The organism is Micromonospora sp. NPDC049366 (assembly GCF_044466625.1).
In the GTDB taxonomy this organism is placed as follows: Bacteria; Actinomycetota; Actinomycetes; order Mycobacteriales; family Micromonosporaceae; genus Micromonospora.
On record NZ_JBITMV010000006.1, the window covers coordinates 54,142 to 79,010 of the forward strand.

The following is a 24,869-nucleotide window of genomic DNA, read 5'->3' on the forward strand; positions in this document are numbered from 1 at the left end:
CGTCATACGAGTAGCCTCTTGGCTGTGTACCGGTTCCTGCTGAGCCCGCGCTGGCTGGGCATTCTCGCGCTGACCCTGGTCGCCGCCGCGGTGATGGTGTTGCTCGGCAACTGGCAGCTGGACCGCTACCGGGGCCGCACCGAGATCAACGAGCGCATCGACGCGGGCCAGCGGATGGCGCCGGCGCCGCTGCGGGAGGCGCTGGCCGCCCCGTCCGGCGGGGCGGGCACCACCGGGCCGGCACCGGCCGAGGAGAAGGTGTGGACCCGGGTCACCGTCACCGGGCGGTACGACCCGACGAACACCGTCCTGGTCCGCGGCCGGACCGTGGACAGCAAGGTCGGCTTCGAGATCCTCACCCCGCTGGTGCTCGGCGACGGCAGCGCCGTCCTGGTCGACCGCGGGTGGATCCCGCCGGCAGCCGGTGGGGCGACCGCCCAGCCGCAGGTCCCGGCCGCACCGACCGGTGACGTGATCGTGGTCGGCCGGATACACGAGACCGAGAGCGGTTCGGGCGCGGTCGACCGGCGGGACGGCCGGCTGGAGACCCGACGGATCGCCGTACCGCGGCTGGCCCGCGAACTGCCCTACCCCGTCTACGGCGCCTACCTGCTGCTGGACGAGCAGACCCCGGCCGCCGACCCGACGTTCGTCGCGGTGCCCGTGGGTCACACCAACAACTGGCAGAACTTCGGCTATGTCGTGCAGTGGTGGCTCTTCGCCGGGATGACGCTCGTCGGCTACGGCTGGGCGGCCCGCCGGGAGGCACGCCGCGCGGCGGGGATCGAGACCGCGCCGGCCGACCGCGCCGCCGAGCCCGCACCGACCAGCCGGGCCTGATTCGCGTACGTCCGCCGCCGTGGCTGCGGACGGTGCGGGGGTCGGTCAGCCGCCGGATGGGCCCGCCTGGATGGCCCGCACCGCGTCGATGGTGTCCGCCTCGGCGGCCGTCTTGTCGTCGCGGTAGCGCACCACCCGGGCGAACCGCAGCGCCACGCCGCCCGGGTAGCGGGAGCTGGTCTGCACCCCGTCGAAGGCGATCTCGACGACCTGCTCCGGGCGCACCCGGAGCACCCAGTCACCGCGCTCCACGGCCAGGTCGAGGAAGCGTTCGGTCTGCCAGCGCAGCAGCTCGTCGGTGAGGCCCTTGAACGTCTTGCCGAGCATGACGAACCCGCCGGTGGCGGGGTCACGGGCACCGAGATGCAGGTTGGAGAGCCAGCCCTTGCGCCGGCCGCTGCCCCACTCGACCGCCAGCACCACGAGGTCGAGCGTGTGCCGGGGCTTGACCTTGACCCAGGCCGCGCCGCGCCGACCCGCGTCGTAGGGCGCGTCGGGTGCCTTGACCACAACCCCCTCCTGACCGGCGGCGAGGGCCGCGGCGAACGCGGCGGCGGCCTGCTCCGGCCCGTCGACCTCCAGCCGACCGACCAGCAGTGACTCGTCGACCGCGCCCGCCAGCGCGGCCCACCGGTCACGGCCCGGCAGGTCGATCAGATCCGCGCCGTCGAGGTGCAGCAGATCGAAGAAGTAGGGCGTCAACACCGCCTGACCGGTGGTCTCCGCCGCGGCCAACACCGCCGGCGCCACCGGGCTGCGGCCCGTGCTGCTCGGCGTGACCCGGCGCGCCGCCCGGCTCGACGTCTGCTGGACGGCAGCGGTCGGCCCGTGGCGTCCAACCCGATCGCCTCACCGTCGAGGACCAGCTCCCGGCCGGGCAGGGCGCGCACGGCGGCGACCACCTCCGGCACCCGGGCGGTGATGTCGTCGAGGCTGCGGGTGAAGACCGCGATGTCCGACCCGGACCGATGCACCTGGATGCGGATGCCGTCGAGCTTGACGTCGACGACCGCCGGGGTGCCCGTCGCGGCGAGCGCCTCGTCGACCGAGGGTGCGCTCTGGGCGAGCATCGGGGCGAGCGGACGCCCCACCCGCAGGCCGAACCCGGCCAGCGCCGCGGTGCCCCCGGCGAGCGCGGCCACCGCGACCTCGCGCAGGTCACCGGCGAGCAGCAGCGCCCGCCGCACCGCGGTCACCGGCACGTCGGCGGCCCGGGCGATCGCGTCGGCCAGCAGCCCGAACTGGGCGCCCTGCCGCAGCTCACCGCTGAACAGACCGGTCAGCAGCCGCTGCTCCTGAGCGGTGGCGGCGGAGTAGAGCCCGTTCAGCAGGGCCCGCCGCCGGGCCTGCGAACCGGCGCCGCGCACCCCGGCGATCTCGTCGATCGCCGCGTCGACAGCGGCGACGGTCAGCGTCGGCTCGGTCGCGGGCGGCGGTAGGTCGCGGAGGCTCGCGTAGCCCACCCCGGTCTGCCGCTGGCGCAGCTCACCCGCGAGCCAACCGGCGCCGGCCGACACCTCGGCCGGGTCGAGCGCACGCAGCGCACCCGCCAGCAGCTCCACCTTGGCCCGCCGGCCGCCGGTGGCGGCCACGGCGGCGGAGGTGGCTGCCAGATCGAGGAACCGCACGGTTCTCATCCTGCCAGCCACCCCCGACACGACCAGGGCATTGCCGGGCGACCGGGCCGGCCCCGGCGGGTCAGGCCGGGACCGGCTCCTCGATCCGCAGCCCACGCGAGCGGACCTCGTCGGCGACCCGGGTGAGCATCGAGTCGAGTGAGACCAGCGCGGCGGAGAGCTCACCGAGCTGTTCCTTGAGCGTGTCCTCGGGCCACGCGGAGACGTCGACGTCCCCCAGAGCGCTGACGGCGGCCTGCAACCGGGCCATCACCTCGTTCGTACTCATGTTCGAAAGGCTATACCAGCCATCCGGACGACACGCCGCAAAGTCCAGAATCGACCGGGGCGTTATGGTTTCGACACCTAGCCCCGCGCAGCCTCGGCCACCTTGCCCAGCAGCAACGCCTCGGCCAGGCACACCTTGGCGAACTCACCCAGGTGCAGGCTCTCGTTCGGCCCGTGCGCCCGCGCGTGCGGGTCCTCCACACCGGTCACGAGGATCGCCGCCTGCGGGAACATCTCCTGGAACGTGGCGATGAACGGGATCGAGCCACCCACCCCGATGTCGACCGGGTCGGTGCCGTCCCAGGCGGTACGGAAGGCCGAGCGGGCGGCGTCGAACATCGGGCCGGTCGCGTCGATGACGCACGGGTCACCGTCGTGTTCGAGGGTCACCGCGACCTGGGCGCCCCACGGGGCGTGCTTCTCCAGGTGGGCGCGGAGCGCCGCGTACGCCCGCTTGGGGTCGTCGCCCGGCGCGAGCCGCACGCTGATCTTGGCCTTCGCGGCCGGGACCAGCGCGTTCGGCGCCTCGCCGGTGGCCGGGGCGTCGATGCCCAACACGGACAGGGCGGGCTTGGTCCAGAGGCGGTCGGTGATCCGGCCGGTGCCGATGAACGAGACCCCCTCGGCGAGCCCCGCCTCGGCGCGGACCCGCTCCTCCGGGTAGTCGACGGTGGCCCCCTCCCGACCGACCAGGCCCTCGACGGCCACGTCACCGGCGTCGGTGTGCAGGGTGGCGAGCAGCCGGACGAGGGTGGTCAGCGCGTCCGGCACGGCGCCGCCGAACATCCCGCTGTGCACGGCGTGGTCCAGGGTCCGGACCTCGACGAAGCAGTTGACGATGCCGCGCAGCGAGGTGGTCAGCGCCGGCACGCCGATGTCCCAGTTGCCCGAGTCGGCGATCACGATGACGTCCGAGGCGATCTCGTCGCGGTGGTCGGCGAGCAGCTGCTCCAGCGAGTCGGAGCCGTACTCCTCCTCACCCTCGATGAACAGGACCACACCGACCGGGAGGCGGTCACCGTACGCGCGCAGCGCCGCGATGTGCGCCATGATGCCGGCCTTGTCGTCGGCGGCGCCCCGACCGTAGAGCCGCCCGTCGCGCTCCACCGGCTCGAACGGGTCGGACTCCCACAGCGACAGGTCGCCGACCGGCTGCACGTCGTGGTGGGCGTAGAGCAGCACCGTCGGGGCTCCGGGCGGGGCCGCCTTCTTCCCGATCACCGCCGGCTGCCCGCCGGACCGCGCGATGGTGACGTCGAGGCCACAGCCGCGCAGCAGCTCGGCCACCGCCTCGGCGGAACGCTCGACGTGCGAGTGGTCGAAGCCCTCGAAGGCGATGCCGGGGATGCGGACGAGGCGTTCCAGGTCGGCGCGAACCCCGGGCAGTTCCCGCTCGACGGCGGCCCGGACCTCGGCTTCGGACATGATCGGAGTGGTCATGACCGGCATCGTATGTCGGCCTTACGTGCCGAGGTCGGCCCGGTCGGCGGAAACCCGGCCCGGCCAGGGGATACGCGCGTAATACCGGGTGCGGTCGTGCGGCAGCCCCGGCGCCCCGTCGATCACCAGGTCGGCGCGCTCGGCCGTGCCGTCGGTGGCGAAGTGCGCCGCCTCGCCGGCGTGCCAGCGGCGCAGCTCGGGCAGGATCGCCGGCCCGTCGCGGTCGACCGCGCGGGCCAGCCGCAGCGGGGCCGGCGCGGTGACGAAGACGGCGAGCGTCAACTCCGGCGCGACCGACGCACGGGCGGCGCTCACCCCCTCGACGATCAGCACCGGGCCGACCGGGACCGGCAGCGGATCGGGCAGGAACGCCCGGCGCACCCAGCTGTACCGGTGGTGGGCCCCGGGGCGCCCCGCGCGGATCGGCCCGAGAACCCCCTCCTCCAGCCGGTGCCAGAAGGTGAGTTGGTCGTCCCAACCGTCGAGCAGGTCGTCGGTGCGGACCACCGGGGGGCGGACGCCGGTGGAGCGCGCGACGGCGTCCGCGAGGTGCGTCGCGAACCGGCTCTTGCCCGCGCCGCTCGGCCCGTCGACCGCCACCAGTCGGGTACGCCCCAGCCTTGCCGGCCCGGCCAGCACCCGCCCGGCCAGTTCGGCGTACGGCTCGACGACCGCCACCGGGATCACCGCCCACCCTCGTCCCGTGGCCGGGCCGTCCTCGCCCCCCCGTCCGGCGATCGTCACCACCGCGCCAGTATGCCGACCGAGCCGGCCGAACCCGTTAGGAGTACGCGCTACCGCGCGACCGATCACGTCCGGGGGAATCGTGTCCCCCGCCGGCGTCCGCGTACCCGTTCACGAGGCGGGCCATCGGTGCGCTGGGCATGATCGGGAGGTGCTCCGTGACGTGATGAGCCCCGGCGTCGAGGCCCTGCTGGAACAGGCCCGCTCCGGGCTGAACCGGTTGACTCCGCACGAGACCGCCGAGGCGGTACGCGGCGGCGCGTTGCTGATCGACACCCGTACCGACCGACAGCGCCGCGAGCAGGGCGACCTGCCCGGGGCGATCGTCATCTGCCGGACGGTGCTGGAGTGGCGACTGGACCCGGCCAGTGCCTGGCGGATTCCCGAGGCCACCGGGTACGACCGCGAGATCGTGCTGGTGTGCCGGCACGGCTACAGCTCCAGTCTGGCCGCGGCGAGCCTGCAGGCGCTGGGGCTGCGACGGGCAACCGACATGATCGGCGGTGTGCAGGCATGGGTGGCCGCCGGCCTCCCGCTGTCCGAGACCCCCGCCGACGTCCGCCCCTGACGCCCGCCCGCGCACCCACCCCCTCGTTCCCGTCGATCATGCGGTTGTGGTGCCCGTCTTGTCCACAGTGGCGGCTTTTGTCCACCACCACAACTGCTTGATCGACCGCGGCGGGCCGGGACGGGCGCCGCAGGGCGGCGGGCTCGGGCGGGGTCAGGCGGTTGGGGCTCCCGGTGGGATGAACGGGAGGTTCGCGGGCGGGCCGGTTTCGACGAGGCGCCACAGCGCGGCCGTGTCGAGATGCTCCTCGACCAGGTCACCGAGCAGGTCGAGGGAGCGTTCCCGGGCCGCCGCGAACGACGTGTCCGGTGCGACCCGGAAGCCGCGACGTCCGGCCAGCCGGGCCGCCTCGGTGAGGAACCGTCGCCGGAATCCGTCGGACTCGAACGTCCCGTGCCAGTGCGTGCCGTGGACCGCGCCGACCACCGCGCCCTCGCCGGCACCGTTCGCGTCGGTCAGCAGCGGGGTGAGATCCGGGTCGGCCGAGGAGACGTACCCGTGGTGGATCTCGTAGCCGCGGACCGGGACGCCGTCGGCGGTGCCCACCGCCTGCCGGACGGTCTTGCGCGGGTCGAAGGTGATCTCGATGGGGAGCAGACCCAGGCCGGGGACGCTACCCTGACCGCTCTCCACCGGGTCGTGAACGGCCCGGCCGAGCATCTGGAAACCGCCGCAGATGCCGAGCAGCGGCTTACCCGCGCCGACGTGGGCGAGCACCGCGTCGGCGAGGCCGGTCTCCCGCAGCCAGGCGAGATCCGCCACCGTCGACTTGGAACCGGGCAGGACGACGAGGTCGGCTGCGGCCAGCTCGGCGGGCTCGACGGTCAGCCGCACCCGCACCCCGGGCTCGGTGGCGAGGGCCTCGACGTCGGTCGCGTTGCTGATCCTCGGCAGCCGGACCACGGCGACGTCCAGCCACTCGGTGCCGTACGGGGCGGCCGGCCGACCGAGCACCCGCCCGTACGCGAGGGAGTCCTCGGCGTCCAGCCAGAGGTCCAGCGACCAGGGCAGCACACCGTACGTCGGTCGCCCGGTGACCTGTCGCAGCATGTCCAACCCGGGGCGGAGCAGCCCGAGATCACCCCGGAACTTGTTGATCACGAAGCCGGCGACCAGTGCCTGGTCGGCCGGGTCGAGCAGGGCCACCGTGCCGAACATCGACGCGAACACCCCGCCCCGGTCGATGTCGCCGACGACGATGGTGGGGAGTCCGGCGTGCCGGGCCAGCCCCAGGTTCACGTAGTCGCCGGCCCGCAGGTTGATCTCGGCGGGACTGCCCGCACCCTCGCAGATCACCACGTCGTACGCCTCGCGCAGCTCGGCCAGCGCCGCGTACGCGGTCTGCGACAACCGGGGACGCAGGTCGCGGAAGGTGCCCGCGGTGACCGTGTCGACCGCCTCGCCCAGCAGCACCACCTGACTGGCGAGGTCACTGCCGGGCTTGAGCAGCACCGGGTTGAAGCGCAGGTCCGGGGCGAGCCCGCAGGCCGCGGCCTGCATGGCCTGTGCCCGGCCGATCTCCCCACCGCGCCCGTCGGGACCGACCACCACCGCCGAGTTGTTCGACATGTTCTGCGCCTTGAACGGCGCGACCTTCACACCCCGGCGGTGCAGCCAGCGGCAGATGCCGGCGGTGAGCACGCTCTTGCCGGCGTCGGAGGTGGTGCCGGCGACCAGCAGGCCGCCGCTCATCGCCGCCGCTCCCGCCCGGTCGCCGCCGCGAGCGCTGTCCGCAGGGTCCGGCGGCCGACGGCGGCGACCAGGCGACCGGCGGTCACCGGGTAGGCGGCCGCGAGGGCCAACGTGGCCAGCCCGACCGCACCGGAGATGCGGGCGGCCCGGCCGAGGTGCCGTGCCTCGGGGCGGGGACCGTCACCGAGGAACGGCCGCACCTCGGACCGGCCGAAGTAGATGTTGCGCCCGCCGAGCCGCACGCCGAGCGCCCCGGCCATCGCCGCCTCGCACTGACCGGCGTTGGGGCTCGGGTGGTCGTTGCGGTCCCGCCGCCACACCCGCCAGGCCCGACTCCGGTCGCCGCGCGCGACCGGCGCCAGCGCGACCGTGAGCAGCCCGGTCACCCGCGCCGGCACCAGGTTGAGCACGTCGTCCAGGCGGGCGGCCGGGGTGCCGAACCGGGCGTACCGCGGGGAGCGGTGCCCGACCATCGCGTCCAGGGTGTTGGCCGCCCGGTAGCCGAGGAGACCAGGCAGGCCAGCCACCGCGCCCCAGAGCAGTGGGGCGACGACCGCGTCCGACGTGTTCTCGGCGACGGACTCGACGGTCGCGCGGGCCAGTTCGGGCTCGTCCAGCGTCGACGGGTCCCGCCCGCAGAGGTGGCCGAGCCGCTGCCGGGCGGCGGGCAGGTCACCGTCGCGCAGCGCCCGGCCCATCACCTCGGCCTCGTGGCGCAGGGTCCGCCCGCCGAGCACCGTCCAGGTGCCGGCGGCCACCAGCGCCGCCCGGGCGACCGGCCGGTTCCGGGTGGCCACGGTGGCCGCCGCTCCGAGCAGCACCGGGAGCCCCACGGCGAGAGCCGTGAAGGTCGTGCCGGCGGCACGATCCGGGCGGTAGACCCGCCGTTCGAGCGCACCCGCCGCGCGGCCGAACCCGGCCACCGGGTGCCACCGCCGCGAGTCACCGAGCAGCCGATCCAGGGCGTAGCCCGCCACGAGCCCCGCCGCGTTCGCCACTGGCGTCGACCGCCGCACGCGCACCACCTCCGGCCGGCCAGCCTAGACGGCACGCCGACACGTGGGGTGGCGACGGTCGGCGCCCGTCGCCACCCCACCCCCGTCGCGTCAGCCGGGGGCGGTCACGCCGGCTGCGGCACCCGCCCACGCCCCCGCCGCCCGCGGCCGGTCGGCGCCGGGTCGCGCACCGGGTCGAGCTCGTCGCCGTCCACGGGCTCCCCGGACACCGGCGCCGGCTCGTCGCCGTCCAGCTCGTCGCCACCCGCCAGGTCGCCGCCGCCGCCCACCCCGTCGCCGTCCAGGTCGTCGCCGGCCGGACCCTCGTCACCGTGGAGCGCCCGCCCGTACGGCTCCTCGGCGGCGTCGTCCGCGCGGGCGAACGGGTCCCGGTGCCGCACCGGCAGGTCGTCGCGCCCACCCCGGTACGCGTCGGACAGGTCGAAGTCGTCGTCGGGCGGGCGGTTGTCGGGCAGCGCGGGGGCCTGCTCGTCGGGCACCGGCTCGGTCGGCTCGCCGTGGACCCGGCTCTCCGCCTCGGCGTCCTCGACCGCGCTGGTGGTGGCGCTCGGCCGGTTGCGCAGGAAGCGGCCCCGGCCCCGGGACAGGTCGTGGCCGACGGCCACCGCCTCCAGCTCGTAGAGGGTGCGGTGGTTGCCGGCGTCGTCGGTCCAGTCGCGGGTGTAGAGCCGGCCGCAGACCACCACCGGGTCGCCGACCATCACCGAGGCGGCGACCCCCTCGGCGAGCTTGCGCCAGCAGTTCACGCGCACCCGCAGGCTGTTGCCGTCGACCCAGCGGCCGCTGTCCCGGTCGAGCCGCCGGGCGGTCGAGGCGACCTTGAAGTTGGCGACCAGGGTGTTGCTCTGGGTGGTGCGCCGCCACTCCGGCGCGGTCAGCACGTTGCCGACGATCGTGACGTACGTGTCGAACATCGTCCCTCCAGGGGCTGTGGGGCTTGCCTTCGCGAGTCGACTCGGGGCCGAGCCTGGCCCGCCGCGACGGCCCCGCGCCACCACCTCCGCCGGGCCTGTGGACGACCGGAGCGCCTGTGGACAACGCCCTGATCAAGCTCACATCTGCTACGGGGGCGGTTCCGGATCCGGTCCGGCTGGGTATGGATTTGATCAACGCACCGCCGAGAGCACCACGTCGAACGAGGGGACAACGCTCATGATCACGACGACCACCGGCCCGACCCGCGTCCCTGGTCAGGTACGGCGATGAGCGCCGTCACGAACCCGGCGACCGTGGCCGAGTGCCTGCGGATGGGTGCCGGTTTCTCCCAGGGCGACCGGAACTGGATCGTGGAGCAGTTCGGCACGCTGGACGCCCGGCTGGCCGCCTTCCACGCCGACGCCACCGAACTGGAGGTGTCGGTCAAGGATCGCGATGCCCGGGGGCAGAAGGTCACGCTGGAGTGCTGGATCGCCGGCCGACAGAAGATCGTCACCACCTCCTCGGAGGAGGACCTGCGGGCCGCGCTCAACGACGCCCGGGACGACCTGCGCCGGCGGCTGAACGACGCGAAGACCCGGCAGGAGCCGAGGCACAACAAGCACGTACGCGAGATCGGCCAGCCGGCGGCTGAGGCCGCGCCGCTGCCCGACGAGACGGCCGTCGAGCCGCAGCGGGCCGACGCGGAGACCGTCTGACCCGTACGCTCGTGGCCCCCGCCCTCAGGTGCGGCCGGACGGGGGCCGCGGCGGCCGTGGTGTTCGGGGCTACCGCCCGGTAGCCGGCCGGCGTACCGTCGCCTTCGTGGAACCGGACGTGCTCGGCCCGCCTTTCGAGCGGCACACCATCGACCTGGGCACCGACGACGAGGGCCCGGTCATCGCCACCCTGGTCCGGCGCCGCGCCGACCGCCCCACCGGCCGTGCCGTGCTCTATGTGCACGGCTTCGTGGACTACTTCTTCCAGACCCATCTCGCCGACTTCTTCGCGGAGCGGGGCTGGGACTTCTACGCGCTCGACCTGCGCAAGTACGGCCGCAGCCTGCTCCCCCACCAGACCCCGAACTTCTGCCGGGACCTCGCCGACTACTTCCCCGAGCTGGACGCCGCCGCGGAGATCATCCGCACCGAGGACGGGCACGACACCCTGCTCGCCATGGGCCACTCCACCGGCGGCCTGCTGCTCTCGCTCTGGGCACACGCCCGACGCGACGCCGGCGTCGTCGACGGCCTCTTCCTCAACAGCCCGTTCTTCGACATCAATGCCCCCTGGGCGGTGCGGCGACCCCTCGCGGCCGCCGTCGCGCGCCTGGGCCGCCGGGCGCCACAGCGGGTCCTCCCGTTCGGTCTGGGCACCGTGTACGGCGAGAGCATCCACTCCGACCACCGCGGCGAGTGGAGCTACGACCTGAGCTGGAAGCCGCTCGCGGGTTTCCCGGTCCGCGCCGGCTGGCTGGGCGCGATCCGCACCGCTCAGCGGCAGCTCCGCGCCGGGCTGGACATCCCCGTGCCGGTGCTGCTGGCCTGCTCCACACGCTCGTTCAAGGGCCGGAGCTGGCACGAGTCGGCCGGCCTCGCCGACGCCGTCCTGGACGTCGAGCACATGGTCCGGTACGCCCCCCGCCTCGGCCGCCACGTCACCCTGGCCCGTTTCGACGGCGGGATGCACGACCTCACGCTCTCCGGCCCCGCCGTACGCGAGAAGGTCTTCACCGAGCTCGGCCGCTGGGCCGAAGCGTTCCTCGGCGCCGGCCCGACCGCCCCGGCGGGCGGCGCTGGCTCGGCGGGCGACGCTGATCCGGCGGGCGACGCTGATCCGGCGAGCGACGCGGCTGCGGCGCGCCGTGCGGAGGCAATGGCGGCGATCCCGGCCAGCCGGCGGGGCGCCGCGGAGGCCGGCACGGCCGAGGCGACGCCGACGGGCGGCTGACCCGGGCGCACGTGCCCGGGCTCGCCGACGCGACTCCCCGCCACAGCGCAGGGCCTCGGGGCCGCCTCAACCTCACCCCGTCACGGCGCGTCCTCGCTCAGCAAGGGCTATGACTCTCCGTCATAGATATGACGGAGAGTCATGGGGCTCATTCGTCACACCGCCGACGAGCCGGCCCCGCCGGCAGGCCGCCGGCCAACAGGCCGCCAACGACCCGAGCCACTGCGTCGGGCCACGCCACCACGCCGGGCCGCCCGAGGTGATGCCGGGCGCACCGGCCGGTCAGTCCGAGCCCGGAGCGCCCGACGGAAGGATCGACCGGATTCGGTCGAAGGTCGCCACCGGATGGCCGCCGTGTGCCGCCGGCAGCACCAGACCCAGGCAGTGCAGGGCCAGTTCGCCGTCGCCGGCCGACTGCACACCGAAGACCGGCGCACCGACGTAGCCGGCCGGCAGCTCGGTGGTGATCCGTACCTCGTCGTCCGCCCGGGCCACCCGTTCGATGGCCACCTCCAACGGACGCCCGCCGTCCTCACGTACGCCGTGTGCCAGCACGAACGCCGACCCGGCCGTGGCGTCGAGTCGGCCGATCACCGCGGCGTCGGCCGCGATGGCCTCGACCACCGGCTGGGTCCGCCACGCCCAGCCCGCCTCGCGCGCGTGCCCGTGCAGGCCCGCGGTCGGCAGGATCGCCACCCCGATCTCCGGGCGGCGGACCCACCGGCCGGTGTCCCCGGCGAGCGGCAGGGCGTCCGGCGCGACCCCGGCCGGCTCGGTGACGCTCCCCCGCAGCCCGACCTCACCCGCCGCGCCGCCGGTCAGAGCGTCGGCGGTCAGCAGGAACTCTCCGCGCCCCGAGCGGAAGAAGAAGGCCGTGCCGGCGCCGTCGCGGTCGTCGTCGGTCCGGCGGTACGGCAGGATGGCCCGCCCGACGACTTGGCAGAGCTCGTAGGCGACGTCGTTCTCGGCGTCGGGGTCAAGCAGCACCCAGCCGAGGGTACGCGCCACCACGGCCGAGCCGCCGCCATCCGGTCGGTACCCGTTGCCTCGATCAGCCGGCGGGCGGGCGGTACCCTTCTCGCGCGACATTCACGCCACGCGCCCGTAGCTCAGCGGATAGAGCAGGGGACTTCTAATCCCAAGGCCGCAGGTTCGAATCCTGCCGGGCGCACCACCCGCACCACAGTTGAGCCTCCGAGTCATCCACCGGCCACGAGCGGGTGCCACCGGAGCACTCGCAGGGAAGCCGACCACCCACGGGTCGGGTTAGCCTGCCGTCATGGGGAGCGCTGAGCTGGATGAGTTGATCGTCGGGGACGCCGAGGCGCTGCGCTCGTGGTTGTCGGCCAACCATGCCACGTCGCCCGGGGTCTGGCTCGCCCTGACCAGGAAGGGCGGCACCGTCACCACGCTGACCTGGCAGCAGGCGGTCGACGAGGGACTCTGCTTCGGCTGGATCGACGGGCAGGCCCGTAAACGGGACCAGGAGAGCTCGTGGATCCGGTTCACCCCGCGCCGGCCTCGCAGTTCCTGGTCACAACGCAACGTCGCCCGGGTGGCCGAGTTGGAGGCGCAGGGCCGTCTGACGCCCGCTGGCCGCGCGGCGGTGGAGGCCGCCAAGGCGGACGGGCGCTGGGCCGCCGCCTACGCCCCACCGTCGGAGGCCGAGGTACCGGCCGACCTGCTCGTCGCGATCGCCGCCGAGCCCGCCGCCCAGGCCATGTTCGACGTCCTCACCAGCACCAACCGGTTCTCCCTCATTCACCGCGTCAACGCCGTCAAACGGGCGCAGACCCGCGAGCGGAAGATCGCCGAGTTCGTCGCCATGCTGGCCCGTCACGAGACGATCCACCCGCAGAGGGCCAAGCCTCCGGGCGCACCGCGATCGGAGACGTAGGCGCGGCCGGACGCGGCGCGGGTACCGCCCGGCTCGTCCATCCCGTCGCGGGCATCTGCCGCGGTTCGGTGTCGTATCCTGGCCGACTTCGTTCTTGAGGGAGGCAGAGGTGACCGAGTATCCGGACGACGTCGTGCAGCGCTTCCACGGAACGCCTGAGCAGGTAGCTGACGGCCTGGTGAGAGAGCCGCCGAAGAGCTGGCAGTCCATCGTCATCGAGGACTACGACCCGACGTGGCCGGAACGCTTCGCCGCAGCCAGTTCGTCGGTGAAGGCGGTCCTGGGTGACCTGGTCGTCGGCATCGAACACGTCGGGTCCACGTCGGTGCCGGGACTGGCGGCGAAGCCGGTCATCGACATCGACGTCCTGCTGCCCGAGACGACCGACGAGTCCCGGTCGGGCCGGCGACTACAGCCTGGCGAAGAACGAGGTCATCGATCAGATCCTCGGGCGCGTCTTCACCGCGTAGCCGCCCCCGGGCCGTCCGCCGCTCAGCCGGCGAGCAGTCCGGCGAGCGCCGGGGCGGCCTGCCCGAGCGACGTGGACCCGTCCGGCGCGCTGACCAGCACGCGGCGGCAGCCGTCGAGTTCGACGTACACGTCGGCTCCGGGTCCACGCGCGGGCCGCAGGACCGCGAACCGGCCGGCGTGTGCCGCGCACTCGGCCACCGGCCCGGTCGCCGCGAGGGCGCCGGTCACGGCCTCGGCCTGGTCGGGCGTCAGGATCCGGCCGTACGCGAAGTCGCCGGCCGGCTTCCCGCTCCCGCGTTCCCGCTCGGGGACCTGGTAGACGCAGAGGCGCAGGACGATCCGGTCCGCGTACGGCGGTGGCCCGCTCACCGGGCCCGTCCTGCCACCCGTGGCCACCTGCGTGGCGACCAGGTCCGCCCAGTGCTGCGCGCAGCCGGCGGCGGCCGCCTCCGACGACTCGATCTCCTGGACGGGGCGGGTCGCGACGATGGTGGTCGAGAGCCGGTCCAGTGCCTCAATGACCTCGGTGCGGGGCTTGCCGCACGGCCCCACCGGAATGCCGGGTCGCACCCACCGACCCTGCTGGTCGAGCAGGGCGAGCCAGGGAGGGATGACCATCTCGAGGGTGCAGGGGCCCTCGTACCGCGGCTCATCGGGCAGCCGGAGCGCGGCGACCAGGGCCGTCACCTCGCCTGCCCGCCGCTCGGTCGCCACCACCTCCCGCCCGCCGTCGGGGCGACGCTGCACCTGTTGGCCGCAGAGGACGGCGGCGACCGGGGTGAAGGTGTCGTCGAGCAGGGGCAGGGCCGGCGCGTCGGTGGCCCCCGCGGGGAGCATGCCCGTCACCGGGGCCTCGTCGGCGCAGGATGACCACCGCTCGGTCACCCGCAGCGGCCCGTCGCCGCGCAGGCGCTCCCCGGTCGGGCCGTCCGCCCCGCAGCCGGTGAGCACGACGCCGAGGATCCCCGCCGCGACCATGGTCACTCTTCGCGTCATGTCGATGAGACGGCAACGACGCCGGCCGGGTTCCGGCCGGGCGCGGAAAGCACGGGGTTGACGTGCGGTAATCGGCGGACGGCGAGTGGTGGACGCGCGACCTGCGCCAACGCGCCGCCGTTCATCCGCCGATCACACATCACACACGGTGTGTGATCAATTGTCGGATGGCGTGTTATTCTCCTTTGTCGATCTATGCCCGCAGGGACCCGGACCGGGTCGTTGTCGGAAGGACGCCTCTCCCGATGCCGGCCGTTCCTGTTCGGACCGCGCCGTCCGCCGTGCTGGACAGCCCGGCCGGCGGCGCGCTCAACCTCGTCTTCACCACGCTGCCGGCGCTGCTCCGGCTCACCTGCGGCCTCTTCGGCGCGGTGGTCGCCCTCTCGGTGCGCAGCGCGCCGGTGCAGGTGGCGTTGCTGATCCCCGCGGTGTCGGTGCTCACCGCGTGGTCGATCTGGTATGCCGCGCGGGCCCTGCGCGGTGGGGTCACCCTCGCGATGGTGGCCGGCGACGTGGCGCTGACCACGCTGGCCTGCCTGCTCATCCCCCGGCTGGTGGCCCCCGAGGTGCTGCCCGGCGAGGGGAGCTGGATCGCCGTGCTGGCCAGCACCACGGTCATCAACGCGCAGGCCAACTCCCCGGCCCGGTGGTCGGTGCCGGCCGGTGTGCTGGTCACCACCGGTTACGTGGCCGGCACCAACGCGGCCGGTAACCCCCGCGAGGCCACCGCGCACGCGGCGACGCTGCTGGTGCAGACCGCCTGCACGGCAGTGATGACGGGGGTGATGCGCCGCCGGATCGGCCGCGCCGACCGCACGTTCGTCGAGCATCAGCGGCTGGCCAGGGAGGCGCTGGTCGCCCGCACCGCGCGGGAGTCCGAGCGGCGGCAGAACCGGGACCTGCACGACACCGTGCTCGGCACGCTGACCATGGTCGGCCAGGGCGCGGTCGCCGGCCCGTCGGCTGCGCTGCGCCGACGGTGCGCCGCCGACCTGCGTACGCTCGCGGCTCTGGCCGACGCCCGGGCGCTGCCCGGCGACGGCCCGGTGTCGTTGGACGATCGGCTGCGGGCGGTCCGCGACCGGTTGCCCGACCTGCCGGTGATCGTCGACCTGGTGTCCTGCGCGGTGCCCACGGCGGTGGCCGAAGCGGTCGCGGAGAGCGTCTACGCGGCACTGTCCAACGTGGTCCGGCACGCTCCCGGCGCGGCGGCCGAGCTGCGGCTGCGTCGGGACGCGGCCGGTGTCACCGTCGAGGTCGTGGACGACGGGCCGGGCTTCGACCCGGCCGGGGTTCCCCCGTATCGGTACGGGCTGCGCGAGTCGGTGCTCGGCCGGATGGCCGCGGTGGGCGGCAGTGCCCGGATCGACTCGGCGCCCGGCACCGGCACCCGCATCCGGTTGGAGTGGCCCGGTGTCGGCTGACCTCAACGCGGCCCTACCCGGCCCGGCGTACGGCGGGGGTGGGGCGTCGGGCGCGCCGCCGACGGTGGTCGCGACCGACACCGCGGCGGGGCGCACCGCGGCGTCCCCGCCGACGGCCGCTCCGGCACCGGCACCCGCCGGCCTCTCGGCAGCCCGCGTGCCGGGCGGGGCGCCCGCCGCCGACGGGGTACGCCAGGCGGCGGCCGCCGTCGCGCACGCCTCCGACCGGGGCGCGCGCATCGTGTCGATCGTCATCGCGCTGGCGTGGCACTCCGCGATCGCCCTCCCGGCGGTGCTGGCCGCCCGGTCGGAGCTGGCGGCGCCCGACGTCGTGCTCGCGGCCTGGGTCGTCGTGGCGGTGACCGGCCTGGTGGCCGGCGTCCGGCTGCTGCGCGGCAGTCCGCTGCCGGCGTGGCCGCTGGTCGCCCTGCTGCTCGTGGTCGACGGGACGGTCTTCGCCGCCGCCGGGGAGTCGCAGCTGTTCACGGCCGCCAACTGGGTGTGGGGCACGCTCGCCTGGTTCTTCGTGCTGGCGCTGTGGGGGCGGCGGGTGGTCGGGCTGCTGGCCCTGCTCGTCGCGCACTCGCTGATCGCGCTGGTGGCGGTCATCGGGCACGGCGCCACCGCGTCGGCCGACCTGGCCCGCTTCGCGATGTACGTCTACGGCACGTCCTCGCTGCCGGTGGCGGTCTTCGTCGGCGGGGCGGCGATCGCCGCGCTGGCCCGGGAACGCGCCGCGACCGCCGCCGCCTCGCACGCGGTGGCCGCCGAACGGGACGCGGCCGAGCAGGCCCGGCGGGACCGGCGCGACCGGCTGGCCCTGGTCAGCGGCACCGCCGAGACGGTGCTCGCCGAGCTGGCCGACGGTCGCGCCGACCCGACCGACCCGGAGGTGCAGCGCCGGGCGATGCTGGCCGCCGCCCGACTCCGCCGGTTGATCGCCGAGTCGGACGACGTCCCCGACCCGCTGCTGCACGAGCTGCGCGCGGCGGCCGACGTGGCGGAGCGCACCGGCCTGCCGATCGAGCTGGTGACCGTCGGCACGCCGCCGGCGCTGCCGGTGTCGATCCGCCGGCGGCTCGCCGACCCGTTCGCGGCCCTGCTGGCCGACGCGCGCGGCTGGGCCCGGTTGACGGTCGTCGCCGGCCCGGACGAGGTGGTGGTCAGTCTGGTGACGCCCGACCGGGACGGCCCGGACGCCACCGGCCCGCCGGCCGGCCCTGACGGTGACGGTCAGGTGCAGTGGGTGTACGAGCGCGACGGGGAGATCAGATGGGCGCAGACCCGATGGCGGAGATGAGCGGCGATCGGCCGGTCGGGGTGGCCATCGTCGACGACCACCCGGTGGTCGTCGACGGCGTACGCGCCTGGCTCGCCACCGAACCCCGGCTCACCGTGCTCGCCACCGGCGATGACCCGGACGAGGTGCTGCGGGCCGCGCCGGACGCCGACGTCGTCCTGCTCGACCTGCGCCTGCACGGGCGGATGGCGCTGGACAAGCTGGCCGAGCTGAGCGCCGCCGGCCGGCGGGTCGTCGTCTACTCCGAGCACACCGACCCGGAGACGATGCTCGCCGCGCTCGACGCCGGCGCGGTGGCCTTCCTCGCCAAGCACGAGGGACGGGAGCACTGCGTCGCCACGGTCCTGGCGGCGGCCAGCGACCGCCCGTACGTGCCGCCGGCGTTGGCGGGCGCGATGGTGGGCGACCCGCGTCCGGACCGGCCGGTCCTCTCCGACAAGGAGCGCGAGGCGCTCCTGCTCTGGTTCCAGTCGATGTCGAAGGCGTCGGTGGCCCGTCGGATGCAGATCAGCGAACACACCGTCAAGCAGTACGTCGATCGGGCGCGCATCAAGTACACCCGAGCGGGGCGGCCGGCCGCCACGAAGGCGGCGCTGCTCGCCCGGGCGATCGAGGACGGCCTCGTACGGCCGGAGGAGATCGGCATCTACCGGTCACAGGCGAGGTACGACCGGCCGACCCCCTAACGGGTGTCATGACACCCGGGCTGGAAATCCGCCAGTCTCGACGGTGAGGTCAACCGCCCCGGGAGGTCGTGACGATGCACGGGAACGCGTCCCCCTTCTTCATCGGTCCGCACCGCTTCGACGCGCCGGACGATGAGGTGGGACCGGTGCTCGACCGTCGGCGCCTGCTGGTGCCGGCGGGCGGCGAGCGGGTGCTGTGGCAGCACCGGCTGCTGGTCGCCGGGCACCTGCTCGGCCCGACGGAGACGCGGCGGGCGTGGACGCTGCCCGACCCGGTGTCGGTCACCGTCACCGACCAGCGGATCGTCTGGGTGGGCGAGGGGTCGCAGCTGGCGGTCGTGGCCGGTGGCCGGGCCGAGCCGGTGGCTGCCCGGCACCGCTCGGGGTGTCGCCATCCCGGCCTGATGAGCGGGCAGGTGCGGTGGCAGTGGCCGTCCCGGCTGGAGATGCTGCCGGCCGGGTCGGACCACCCCGCTCAGCTGCTGATCGTGTGTGACGCGCTGCGGACCATCCAGCAGCCGGCGCTGGCCCTGGCCGGGCCGGCCGACGAGATCATCGAGTTGGCGCGGCGGGTGTGCCGGACGGCTGCCGCGTTCCGGCTGACCCGCCCGCACCTGGTGGACCTGTCGCCACAGGAGCGCGACGTGCTGGCGCTGCGGGCCACCGCCGGGCTGATCGCCAACGACTCCCGGATCACGCTGCCCGGCTCGCTGCCGGTGGAGTTCCACTCCCGCGACGATTACTACCGGCGGGCGGCGGGGTCCGACGGGCCCGGGCGCGCAGGCGACGCAGCATTCGGGCATCGGTGAAGCCGACGCCGCGCGCCGCGGCCTCCACGGTGGCGCCGTGCCCGATCAGGTGCTCGGCCCGCTCGACGCGGAGCAGTTGCTGGTAGCCGAGCGGGGTGAGGCCGGTGGCCTGGCGGAACAGCCGGGTCAGCGTGCGTTCGGCGACGCCGCCGGCGGCGGCCAGGTCCGCCAGCGGCAGGGGCTCGGCGTACCGGCTGTCGATGACGTCCTGCACCCGGTGCACCGCGTCGGACAGGTGCGAGCGGTGCCGCATCATCGCGCTGGCCTGCTGTTCGTGGCCGTTGCGGCGGGCGTACACGACCATGGTGCGGGCGATGCTCGCGGCGGTTGCCGGGCCGTGCCGGGTGGCCACCAGGTGCAGCGCCACGTCGATGCCGCTGGCGATGCCGGCCGAGCTCACCACCCGGTCGTCGACCACGTAGAGCACGTCCCGCTCCACCCGCGCCGCAGGGTGCCGCCGGGCCAGGTCGTCCTGCACGTCGTGGTGGGTGGTGCAGCGGCGGCCGTCGAGCAGCCCGGCGGCCCCGAGGGCGTACGCCCCGGCGCAGACGCTGGCGACGGTCCCGCCGGCGGCGTGGTGGGCGGCCAGCCCGCGCAGGTCGTCCGCGCCGACCGGTCCGCCCGGCCCGTGCGCCCGGGGCCGCCATCCGGGCACCACGACCAGGTCGTCCGGGGTCAGCTCGGGCCACTCGGTGGCGGCGACCAGCGGCACCCCCTGCACGCTGGGCACCTGTTCCCGCTCGGCCACGTAGTGCAGCCGGTAGTCGAGGCCGAGGTCGGCCGCGGCGGAGAAGACCTGGGCCGGCCCGGCGAGGTCCAGCAGGTGCAGCTGTGGGACGAGCAGGAAGACGACCCGGGCCACGGTCAGCTCCGGGCGCCGGTGAGGGCGCCGGTCACCTCGTCCACCGTGCGGACGGTGGCGAACCGCCCGGCGAGGGCGTACTCGGTGCGGCTGATGATCTCCTCGTTCCCCAGGGTGCGGGGGTCGGCGAGGATCTCCGCCAGCGTGGCCGTCTCCGGCAGGTCCCGGTGCGGGATGGGGAACGTCATCGTCGCGTCGGTCACGAAGGTCATCCGGTAGCCGAGGTCGGAGCCGAGCCGGGTGGTGGTCTCGACGCACTGCTCGGTGCGGATGCCGCAGACGGTGATGTCCGACACCTCGGCGAGGGTGAGCAGTTGCTGGAGGTTGGTCGTGGTGAACGCGTTGTGCGACGTCTTGACCAGCGTCGGCTCCCCGTCGACCGGCGTCAGGCCCTCGATCAGCCGGACGTGCCCGTTTGCCGGGTCGAAGACGCCGCCGGTGCCGGGCTCGCTGTGCAGGACCCAGACGACGAGGTCGCCGCGCTCGCGGGCGGCGGTCACCAGCCGGTCGACCTGACCGACGATGTCGGGGTTCGAGCCGTACGCCCAGATAACGCGCTGACGGAAGGACTCCTGGACGTCGATCACGACGAGTGCTGCTCTGCTCATGACGTAGATCCTGGCGGGGACGGGGCCGGGAAGGGCAGACACCATCGTGCCCGGCTGCGGAACGATCCGGCCACTGTCGGGGCCGGTCGGGTGGACCACGGGACCCGGCGCGACCGCCCCCGCGAGCGCCCCGGTGCGGGGCCGGAGCCGTCAGGCGCGCGGCCGGTCCAGGGCGGCGGCCTCCTCGGCGGTGGGCGCGGTTCCGCCCAGGTGGGCGGGGAGCCACCAGCGGTCGTCCGGTCCGGCCGGCTGCTCGGGGTACGCCCGCTGCGCGCGGTCGACCAGGGCGCTCATCCGCTCGGCGAGCGCGGCCGTCATCGCGGGGGCGTCCGGCCAGCCGGCCGGGTCCATGGGCTCGCCGATGAGGACGGAGATGGGGGTGTGCCGGCGGGTCAGGGTGCGGGGGCGGCCCTTGGTCCAGAGCCGCTGGGTGCCCCAGATCGCCACCGGGAGCACCGGCACCTCGGCCTCGCGGGCCATCCGGGTGGCGCCGCTCTTGAGGTCCTTGACGGTGAACGAGCGGCTGATCGTCGCCTCCGGGAAGACCCCGACGACCTCCCCGCGGCGCAGCGCGTCCACCGCCGCCGCGTACGAGTCGGCGCCCGCCGTCCGGTCGACCGGGATGTGCCGCATGCCGCGCATCAGGGGGCCGGAGACCCGGTGCGTGAAGACCGACTGCTTGGCCATGAACCGGACCCGTCGGCGGGAGTCCAGCGCGCCGAGACCGCAGAAGATGAAGTCCAGATAGCTGACGTGGTTGCTGGCGAGCACGGCCCCGCCGCTGCGGGGCACGTGGTGGGCGCCCTCGACGGTGATCTGCAGATCGAGAACCCGGAACATCGTCTTGGCGAACGCGATCACGGGCGGGTACACGAGCTCCGGCATCCGCGGAATCTACCCTGGGCGCCTGGGACCAACCTGAAAACGGCAGCGGTCTCCGTCACTTCCTCCCCCACACCGGCCGCCGGTGGCCCTGCGGGCGGTGACGACGGCCTTCCTCGCCCACGTGCTGCCGCCCGCCTGACCGGGCGGGCTCGCACCGCGGGCGCCGGCCGGTCCCCGGCGGTCAGTCGCTCAGCTTGTCCAGCTCCATCCGGCCCCGGGCGAAGGCGTCCACCCGGCCCCAGCGGCCCGGGATGTCGAGCACCTCGATGCGGCCCATGCCGACCGGCAGCCGGGGATCGACCGAGAGGTGCCCCTCGTGGGGTTCGATGCCCAGCATGGTCCGCAGCAGCAGCAGTGGGGTGCCCGTCGACCACGCCTGCGGGCTGCACGCCGTCGGGTACTCGACCGGGAACTTGGTCAGGTCCCGCGGGTAGCCGCCGAACGCCTCCGGCAGCCGGCCGTCGAAGTAGGTGGCCGCGTCCAGGATGCCGCTGGCGATGGTGGCCGCCTCCTCGGCGAACCCGTAGCGGCGCAGGCCCCAGGCGATGAACGAGTTGTCGAACGGCCAGATCGTGCCGTTGTGGTAGCCGATCGGGTTGTAGCGCACCTCGCCCTCGGCCAGCGTCCGCACACCCCAGCCGGAGAAGAGCCGGGGGCTGACGAGGTGCTCGGCGATCTTCTCCGCCCGGGCGTGGTCGACGATGCCGCTCCACAGCAGGTGACCGATGTTGGAGCTGAGGACGTCGCACTGGCGTCCGTCGGGGTCGAGCCCGAGGGCGAAGTACTCGCCGTCGGCCACCCACCAGTCCCGGTTGAAGCGCGCCTTCAGGTCCGCCGCCTCCCGCTCCAACTGCTCGGCGTACGCGGGGTCGTTCCAGAACTCCCGGGCCAGCCGGGCGCCGCGCACCTTGGCGTCGTACGCGTACCCCTGCACCTCGCAGGTGGCCCGGGGGAACGGCGGCAGCCGACCGTCCGAATAGGAGATGGAATCCCAGGAGTCCTTCCAGCACTGGTTCTCCAGGCCGGTGTCGGTGTTGCGCCGCTCGTACCAGATGTAGCCGTTGCCCACGAGGTCGGCGTACTCGTCGATCCACCGCAGCGCCGCCCGTGACTCCTGCTCCAACTCCTTGACCAGCTCGACGTCGCCGCTCCACCGCTCGTACTCGTCGAGCAGCACCACGAACAGCGGGGTGGCGTCGACCGAGCCGTAGTAGGGCGAGTGCGGCTGCTCCTCGAAGGCGGCGGTCTCGCCGTAGCGCATCTCGTGCAGGATCCGACCCGGGTCCTCCTCCCGGAAGTCGTCGAACCGGGTGCCCTGGAGGGACGCCAGGATGCGCAGGGTGGTCTTGGACAGCTGCGGCGTGAACGGCAGGGTCTGCAGGCAGGTCAGGATGCTGTCCCGGCCGAACATCGTCATGAACCACGGCAGGCCGGCGGCGGGCAGGGTCGCCCCGCCCAGGGAGAGCGGTGAGAAGCGCAGCGCGGCCAGGTCGATGAGGCTCCGGCGGTACGTCGCCGCGACCTTGCCGTGCTGACTGTTGACCTTGGGCGCGTCGGCGATCCACTTCTCCAGGTCGTGCTGGAGCGCGAGCCGTTCGCTGCCGTGTGCCCGGACCCCCAACCGCAGGTCGCGGCCACCCGGCCCGAGGGCCACGGTGTGCACGTCGATCCGGGTCTCCCACTGCTGGTTCGGTTCCAGGTGGATGCTGTACGCGAAGCCGTCCCGGTCGTACCGGGCCGGCGCGGACGAGGCGATGATCGTCTCTCGGGTGAAGTTGCCGCGTCGATAGCCCAACCGCAGCCGGTCGGCCTCCACCTCGGTGTAGATCTCGCCCTTCTTGTTCAGGATCTCGTCCTTCACCTGGAACAGGTCCGCGAAGTCCGACGCGGCCTCCATCCGGATCTCCAGGTCGACGGGGTTCTCGTCGTGGTTGAGGACGGTGATCTGCTCCCGGAAGCTGCCACCCACCGCCCGCTCCCGGATGATCGACAACTTGGCGTCGATGTAGTGCGTGGCCATGCCGGGCACCAGGAAGAACCGGGCCTCGTAGTACTGGAGGTCGTCGAAGGAGAGCGCGTTGAGGCGCTCACCGTTGACGGTCAGCACCCACTTCGACAGGAACCGGGTGTCGATGGAGAAGAGGCCGGTCGGCTCGGTCGGCGTCGCCTCGATGTCCCCGGTGTCCTCGGAGACCACGAACGTGTTGCCGTCCAGGATCCGGATCGTGTTGGTGGAACCCATCAGCGCACCTCCCCCTGAAAATGCCGGCGCGGGCCGCGGGCACCCGGGTTACCAGGGAAGATGCGTTCCACCTGCACGAGGAGCCGCGCGTCCCCCATCACCGTCATGTCCCCCCGCAGCACCGCCGCGATCCCGTGCTCACGACCGACGGCGATCTCCTCGAAGAGCGCCGGGCTGGTGCCGAGCACCGTGTCGGCCTCCCGGCCCTCCTGGGTCACCGACACCCGGCCCCGGTCGATCCGCAGGAACCAGTGGTGGGTACGGGGACCCTCGCACAGGTCGACCCGGAGCGTGCCGGCCGTCTTCGCCAGCCGTGGCTCGTACCCCCTCCGGTCCAACTCCTCGAAGAACCTCGTGGTCGCGTCCAGCATGGGGTTCCTCCCCTTCCCGGTCCGTCGCGCCCGCTACCGGCCGCTGCGCGTCCCCGCCGGGCGGCCGTCTCGACGTCGGAGAACGGGTCCCCGCCGGGCACGGGCTCAACCTCGCCCGGATGGGGTGAGTGGGCCCGCCCGGGAGCGCGGCCCGTCGGGGTGGGAGACGCGTCGGCTCCCCGGGGAAGTCCCGGGGAGCCGACGGTGTCCGCGGCGGACGGTCAGTTGTTCGGGTCGTCGGCGCTGATGTCCGCGAGCACCGACTGCGGCTCCCGCTCGACGGCGAGGTCACCCATCGAGACGAGGCCGACGAGGCGCCCGTCGTCGATGACCGGAAGACGTCGCACCGCGTAGGTACGCATCAGGTCGGCGGCGGCGACCGCGTCGTCGTACTGGCTCACCGTCACCACGTCCTTCGACGTGATCTGGTTGAGCTGGGTGGAGCTGGGGTCCATGTTCTCCGCCACCGCCCGGACCGTGATGTCCCGGTCCGTCACAATGCCGACCACGTTGTCGCCATCGGTCACCACCACGTCGCCGATGGCGCTGTCGCGCATCTCCTGTGCCGCGGCGGTGAGCGTGTCGTTGCCGTCCATCGTCACCAACCGGGTCGTCATGAACTCTCCGACCGTTGTCATGGTGCTCCCCTCTCGGTGTCGGCACGGGCCGTCTACCCGCCGCTCGGGGCGGGGTAACGCCGTCGGGAGGCCGCCGATCCGGTGCGCGGGCACCTCGTCGACGTGGCGGTCGCGGGGGCCGGCGGGGCGTGTTTGGATGGGACCTCCGACCGGAGATGTGGAGGAGACCGTGCCGGACGAGCAGACCGAACGCGCCCTGAGCGACCTGATCGCCGCCCGTCACCTGGGCGTCCTCGCGACCATCCGGCGGGACGGCCGGCCGCAGCTGTCCACGGTGGTCCACTCGTTCGACCGGGCGGCCGGCGTCATCCGGGTGTCGGTGACCGACGATCGGGCCAAGACGGCCAACCTGCGCCGGGACCCGCGCGCCACCTTCCACGTGAGCAGCGAGGACGGCTGGGCGTACGCGGTGGTCGAGGCGCGCGCCGAGTTGACCCCGGTGGCCGCCGATCCCGGCGACGCCACCGTCGAGGAGCTCGTGGGGGTCTACCGGTCGATCCAGGGCGAGCACCCCGACTGGGACGACTACCGGCGGGCGATGGTCGCCGAGCGGCGGCTGGTGCTGCGCCTGCACGTCGAGCGGACGTACGGCATCCCGCCACGGGCCTGAC

23 protein-coding genes, 1 tRNA gene and 3 pseudogenes are annotated in these 24,869 nt (G+C 74.1%); 12 read left to right on the forward strand and 15 right to left on the reverse strand.

Annotated elements, in window-relative coordinates; all coding sequences use genetic code 11:
- Positions 1 to 18: 18 nt before the first annotated feature.
- Complete coding sequence (locus tag ACIBTV_RS10950) at positions 19 to 840, forward strand: SURF1 family protein (RefSeq protein ID WP_396703824.1); 822 nt, start codon at positions 19 to 21, stop codon at positions 838 to 840.
- A gap of 45 nt (positions 841 to 885) precedes the next feature.
- Here ACIBTV_RS10950 and ACIBTV_RS10955 read toward each other — a convergent pair.
- The 4 genes and pseudogenes from ACIBTV_RS10955 to ACIBTV_RS10970 all read right to left on the reverse strand — a co-directional run.
- Positions 886 to 2,477: pseudogene (locus tag ACIBTV_RS10955) on the reverse strand (ATP-dependent DNA ligase).
- Between the two features lie 61 nt (positions 2,478 to 2,538).
- Complete coding sequence (locus tag ACIBTV_RS10960) at positions 2,539 to 2,745, reverse strand: hypothetical protein (protein WP_396703825.1); 207 nt, start codon at positions 2,743 to 2,745, stop codon at positions 2,539 to 2,541.
- 77 nt (positions 2,746 to 2,822) lie between these two features.
- Positions 2,823 to 4,169, reverse strand: a complete 1,347-nt coding sequence (locus ACIBTV_RS10965; RefSeq protein WP_396704019.1) for a dipeptidase — start codon at positions 4,167 to 4,169, stop codon at positions 2,823 to 2,825.
- Positions 4,159 to 4,868 (reverse strand): annotated as a pseudogene (locus ACIBTV_RS10970) (uridine kinase); the annotation flags it as partial. The pseudogene ACIBTV_RS10970 and the gene ACIBTV_RS10965, both read right to left, overlap by 11 nt.
- Before the next feature lie 226 nt (positions 4,869 to 5,094).
- Here ACIBTV_RS10970 and ACIBTV_RS10975 point away from each other — a divergent pair.
- Positions 5,095 to 5,496: a rhodanese-like domain-containing protein gene (locus tag ACIBTV_RS10975; RefSeq protein WP_396704020.1), complete on the forward strand. Its 402-nt coding sequence runs from the start codon at positions 5,095 to 5,097 to the stop codon at positions 5,494 to 5,496.
- Positions 5,497 to 5,649: 153 nt separating this feature from the next.
- On the opposite strand, the gene ACIBTV_RS10980 is transcribed toward ACIBTV_RS10975, so the two are convergent.
- From ACIBTV_RS10980 to ssb, 3 genes are all read right to left on the reverse strand, one after another.
- Complete coding sequence (locus ACIBTV_RS10980) at positions 5,650 to 7,188, reverse strand: cobyric acid synthase (RefSeq protein WP_396703826.1); 1,539 nt, start codon at positions 7,186 to 7,188, stop codon at positions 5,650 to 5,652.
- Positions 7,185 to 8,204 carry a cobalamin biosynthesis protein gene (locus ACIBTV_RS10985; RefSeq protein ID WP_396703827.1) on the reverse strand — a complete coding sequence of 340 codons (1,020 nt, stop codon included), beginning with the start codon at positions 8,202 to 8,204 and terminating at the stop codon, positions 7,185 to 7,187. The genes ACIBTV_RS10980 and ACIBTV_RS10985 overlap by 4 nt, the downstream gene beginning before the upstream one ends.
- A 104-nt stretch (positions 8,205 to 8,308) precedes the next feature.
- Positions 8,309 to 9,118 (reverse strand): single-stranded DNA-binding protein, encoded by an 810-nt coding sequence (gene ssb / locus ACIBTV_RS10990; protein ID WP_396703828.1) that lies wholly within the window; start codon positions 9,116 to 9,118, stop codon positions 8,309 to 8,311.
- A 288-nt stretch (positions 9,119 to 9,406) separates the two neighbouring features.
- Between ssb and ACIBTV_RS10995 the strand changes: the two genes are divergently transcribed.
- On the forward strand, positions 9,407 to 9,838 hold the full coding sequence (locus ACIBTV_RS10995; RefSeq protein ID WP_396703829.1) for an HPF/RaiA family ribosome-associated protein: 432 nt from the start codon (positions 9,407 to 9,409) through the stop codon (positions 9,836 to 9,838).
- Between the two features lie 106 nt (positions 9,839 to 9,944).
- Positions 9,945 to 11,069: an alpha/beta hydrolase gene (locus tag ACIBTV_RS11000; protein WP_396703830.1), complete on the forward strand. Its 1,125-nt coding sequence runs from the start codon at positions 9,945 to 9,947 to the stop codon at positions 11,067 to 11,069.
- 282 nt (positions 11,070 to 11,351) lie between these two features.
- On the opposite strand, the gene ACIBTV_RS11005 is transcribed toward ACIBTV_RS11000, so the two are convergent.
- On the reverse strand, positions 11,352 to 12,056 hold the full coding sequence (locus ACIBTV_RS11005) for a hypothetical protein (protein ID WP_396703831.1): 705 nt from the start codon (positions 12,054 to 12,056) through the stop codon (positions 11,352 to 11,354).
- A 111-nt stretch (positions 12,057 to 12,167) separates the two neighbouring features.
- Between ACIBTV_RS11005 and ACIBTV_RS11010 the strand changes: the two genes are divergently transcribed.
- The 3 genes and pseudogenes from ACIBTV_RS11010 to ACIBTV_RS11020 all read left to right on the forward strand — a co-directional run.
- Positions 12,168 to 12,243: transfer RNA gene (locus ACIBTV_RS11010), tRNA-Arg, on the forward strand.
- Between the two features lie 105 nt (positions 12,244 to 12,348).
- The gene (locus ACIBTV_RS11015) at positions 12,349 to 12,966 is read left to right on the forward strand and encodes a YdeI family protein (RefSeq protein ID WP_396703832.1); all 618 of its coding nucleotides are present in this window, start codon (positions 12,349 to 12,351) and stop codon (positions 12,964 to 12,966) included.
- Positions 12,967 to 13,144: 178 nt separating this feature from the next.
- Positions 13,145 to 13,369 (forward strand): annotated as a pseudogene (locus tag ACIBTV_RS11020) (GrpB family protein); the annotation flags it as partial.
- Between the two features lie 89 nt (positions 13,370 to 13,458).
- Here the strand turns inward: ACIBTV_RS11020 and ACIBTV_RS11025 are convergent.
- On the reverse strand, positions 13,459 to 14,433 hold the full coding sequence (locus ACIBTV_RS11025) for a hypothetical protein (protein ID WP_396704034.1): 975 nt from the start codon (positions 14,431 to 14,433) through the stop codon (positions 13,459 to 13,461).
- Positions 14,434 to 14,678: 245 nt separating this feature from the next.
- Between ACIBTV_RS11025 and ACIBTV_RS11030 the strand changes: the two genes are divergently transcribed.
- The 4 genes from ACIBTV_RS11030 (at position 14,679) to ACIBTV_RS11045 (ending at position 18,652) form a co-directional block, all read left to right on the forward strand.
- A complete protein-coding gene (locus ACIBTV_RS11030; protein WP_396703833.1) occupies positions 14,679 to 15,857 on the forward strand; it encodes a sensor histidine kinase in 1,179 nt (392 codons plus the stop codon).
- Between the two features lie 157 nt (positions 15,858 to 16,014).
- Positions 16,015 to 17,157, forward strand: coding sequence for a hypothetical protein (locus tag ACIBTV_RS11035; RefSeq protein WP_396704021.1), 1,143 nt, complete (start codon positions 16,015 to 16,017; stop codon positions 17,155 to 17,157).
- Positions 17,130 to 17,843 carry a response regulator gene (locus ACIBTV_RS11040; RefSeq protein WP_396703834.1) on the forward strand — a complete coding sequence of 238 codons (714 nt, stop codon included), beginning with the start codon at positions 17,130 to 17,132 and terminating at the stop codon, positions 17,841 to 17,843. Before ACIBTV_RS11035 ends, ACIBTV_RS11040 begins: the two co-directional genes overlap by 28 nt.
- A gap of 74 nt (positions 17,844 to 17,917) precedes the next feature.
- Complete coding sequence (locus ACIBTV_RS11045) at positions 17,918 to 18,652, forward strand: hypothetical protein (RefSeq protein WP_396703835.1); 735 nt, start codon at positions 17,918 to 17,920, stop codon at positions 18,650 to 18,652.
- On the opposite strand, the gene ACIBTV_RS11050 is transcribed toward ACIBTV_RS11045, so the two are convergent.
- The 6 genes from ACIBTV_RS11050 to ACIBTV_RS11075 all read right to left on the reverse strand — a co-directional run bounded on the left by ACIBTV_RS11050 (position 18,537) and on the right by ACIBTV_RS11075 (position 24,258).
- Complete coding sequence (locus ACIBTV_RS11050; RefSeq protein WP_396703836.1) at positions 18,537 to 19,514, reverse strand: GlxA family transcriptional regulator; 978 nt, start codon at positions 19,512 to 19,514, stop codon at positions 18,537 to 18,539. The genes ACIBTV_RS11045 and ACIBTV_RS11050 overlap by 116 nt on opposite strands.
- Positions 19,515 to 19,516: 2 nt before the next feature.
- On the reverse strand, positions 19,517 to 20,122 hold the full coding sequence (locus ACIBTV_RS11055; protein ID WP_396703837.1) for an isochorismatase family protein: 606 nt from the start codon (positions 20,120 to 20,122) through the stop codon (positions 19,517 to 19,519).
- A 150-nt stretch (positions 20,123 to 20,272) separates the two neighbouring features.
- Positions 20,273 to 21,007, reverse strand: a complete 735-nt coding sequence (locus ACIBTV_RS11060; RefSeq protein WP_396703838.1) for a lysophospholipid acyltransferase family protein — start codon at positions 21,005 to 21,007, stop codon at positions 20,273 to 20,275.
- A gap of 181 nt (positions 21,008 to 21,188) precedes the next feature.
- A complete protein-coding gene (locus tag ACIBTV_RS11065) occupies positions 21,189 to 23,249 on the reverse strand; it encodes a glycogen debranching N-terminal domain-containing protein (protein ID WP_396703839.1) in 2,061 nt (686 codons plus the stop codon).
- Complete coding sequence (locus ACIBTV_RS11070) at positions 23,249 to 23,620, reverse strand: SCP2 sterol-binding domain-containing protein (RefSeq protein WP_396703840.1); 372 nt, start codon at positions 23,618 to 23,620, stop codon at positions 23,249 to 23,251. Before ACIBTV_RS11070 ends, ACIBTV_RS11065 begins: the two co-directional genes overlap by 1 nt.
- A gap of 221 nt (positions 23,621 to 23,841) precedes the next feature.
- Positions 23,842 to 24,258, reverse strand: a complete 417-nt coding sequence (locus ACIBTV_RS11075) for a CBS domain-containing protein (protein ID WP_396703841.1) — start codon at positions 24,256 to 24,258, stop codon at positions 23,842 to 23,844.
- 136 nt (positions 24,259 to 24,394) lie between these two features.
- Between ACIBTV_RS11075 and ACIBTV_RS11080 the strand changes: the two genes are divergently transcribed.
- Positions 24,395 to 24,868 (forward strand): PPOX class F420-dependent oxidoreductase, encoded by a 474-nt coding sequence (locus ACIBTV_RS11080; RefSeq protein ID WP_396703842.1) that lies wholly within the window; start codon positions 24,395 to 24,397, stop codon positions 24,866 to 24,868.
- The last annotated feature ends 1 nt before the right edge of the window (position 24,869 follow it).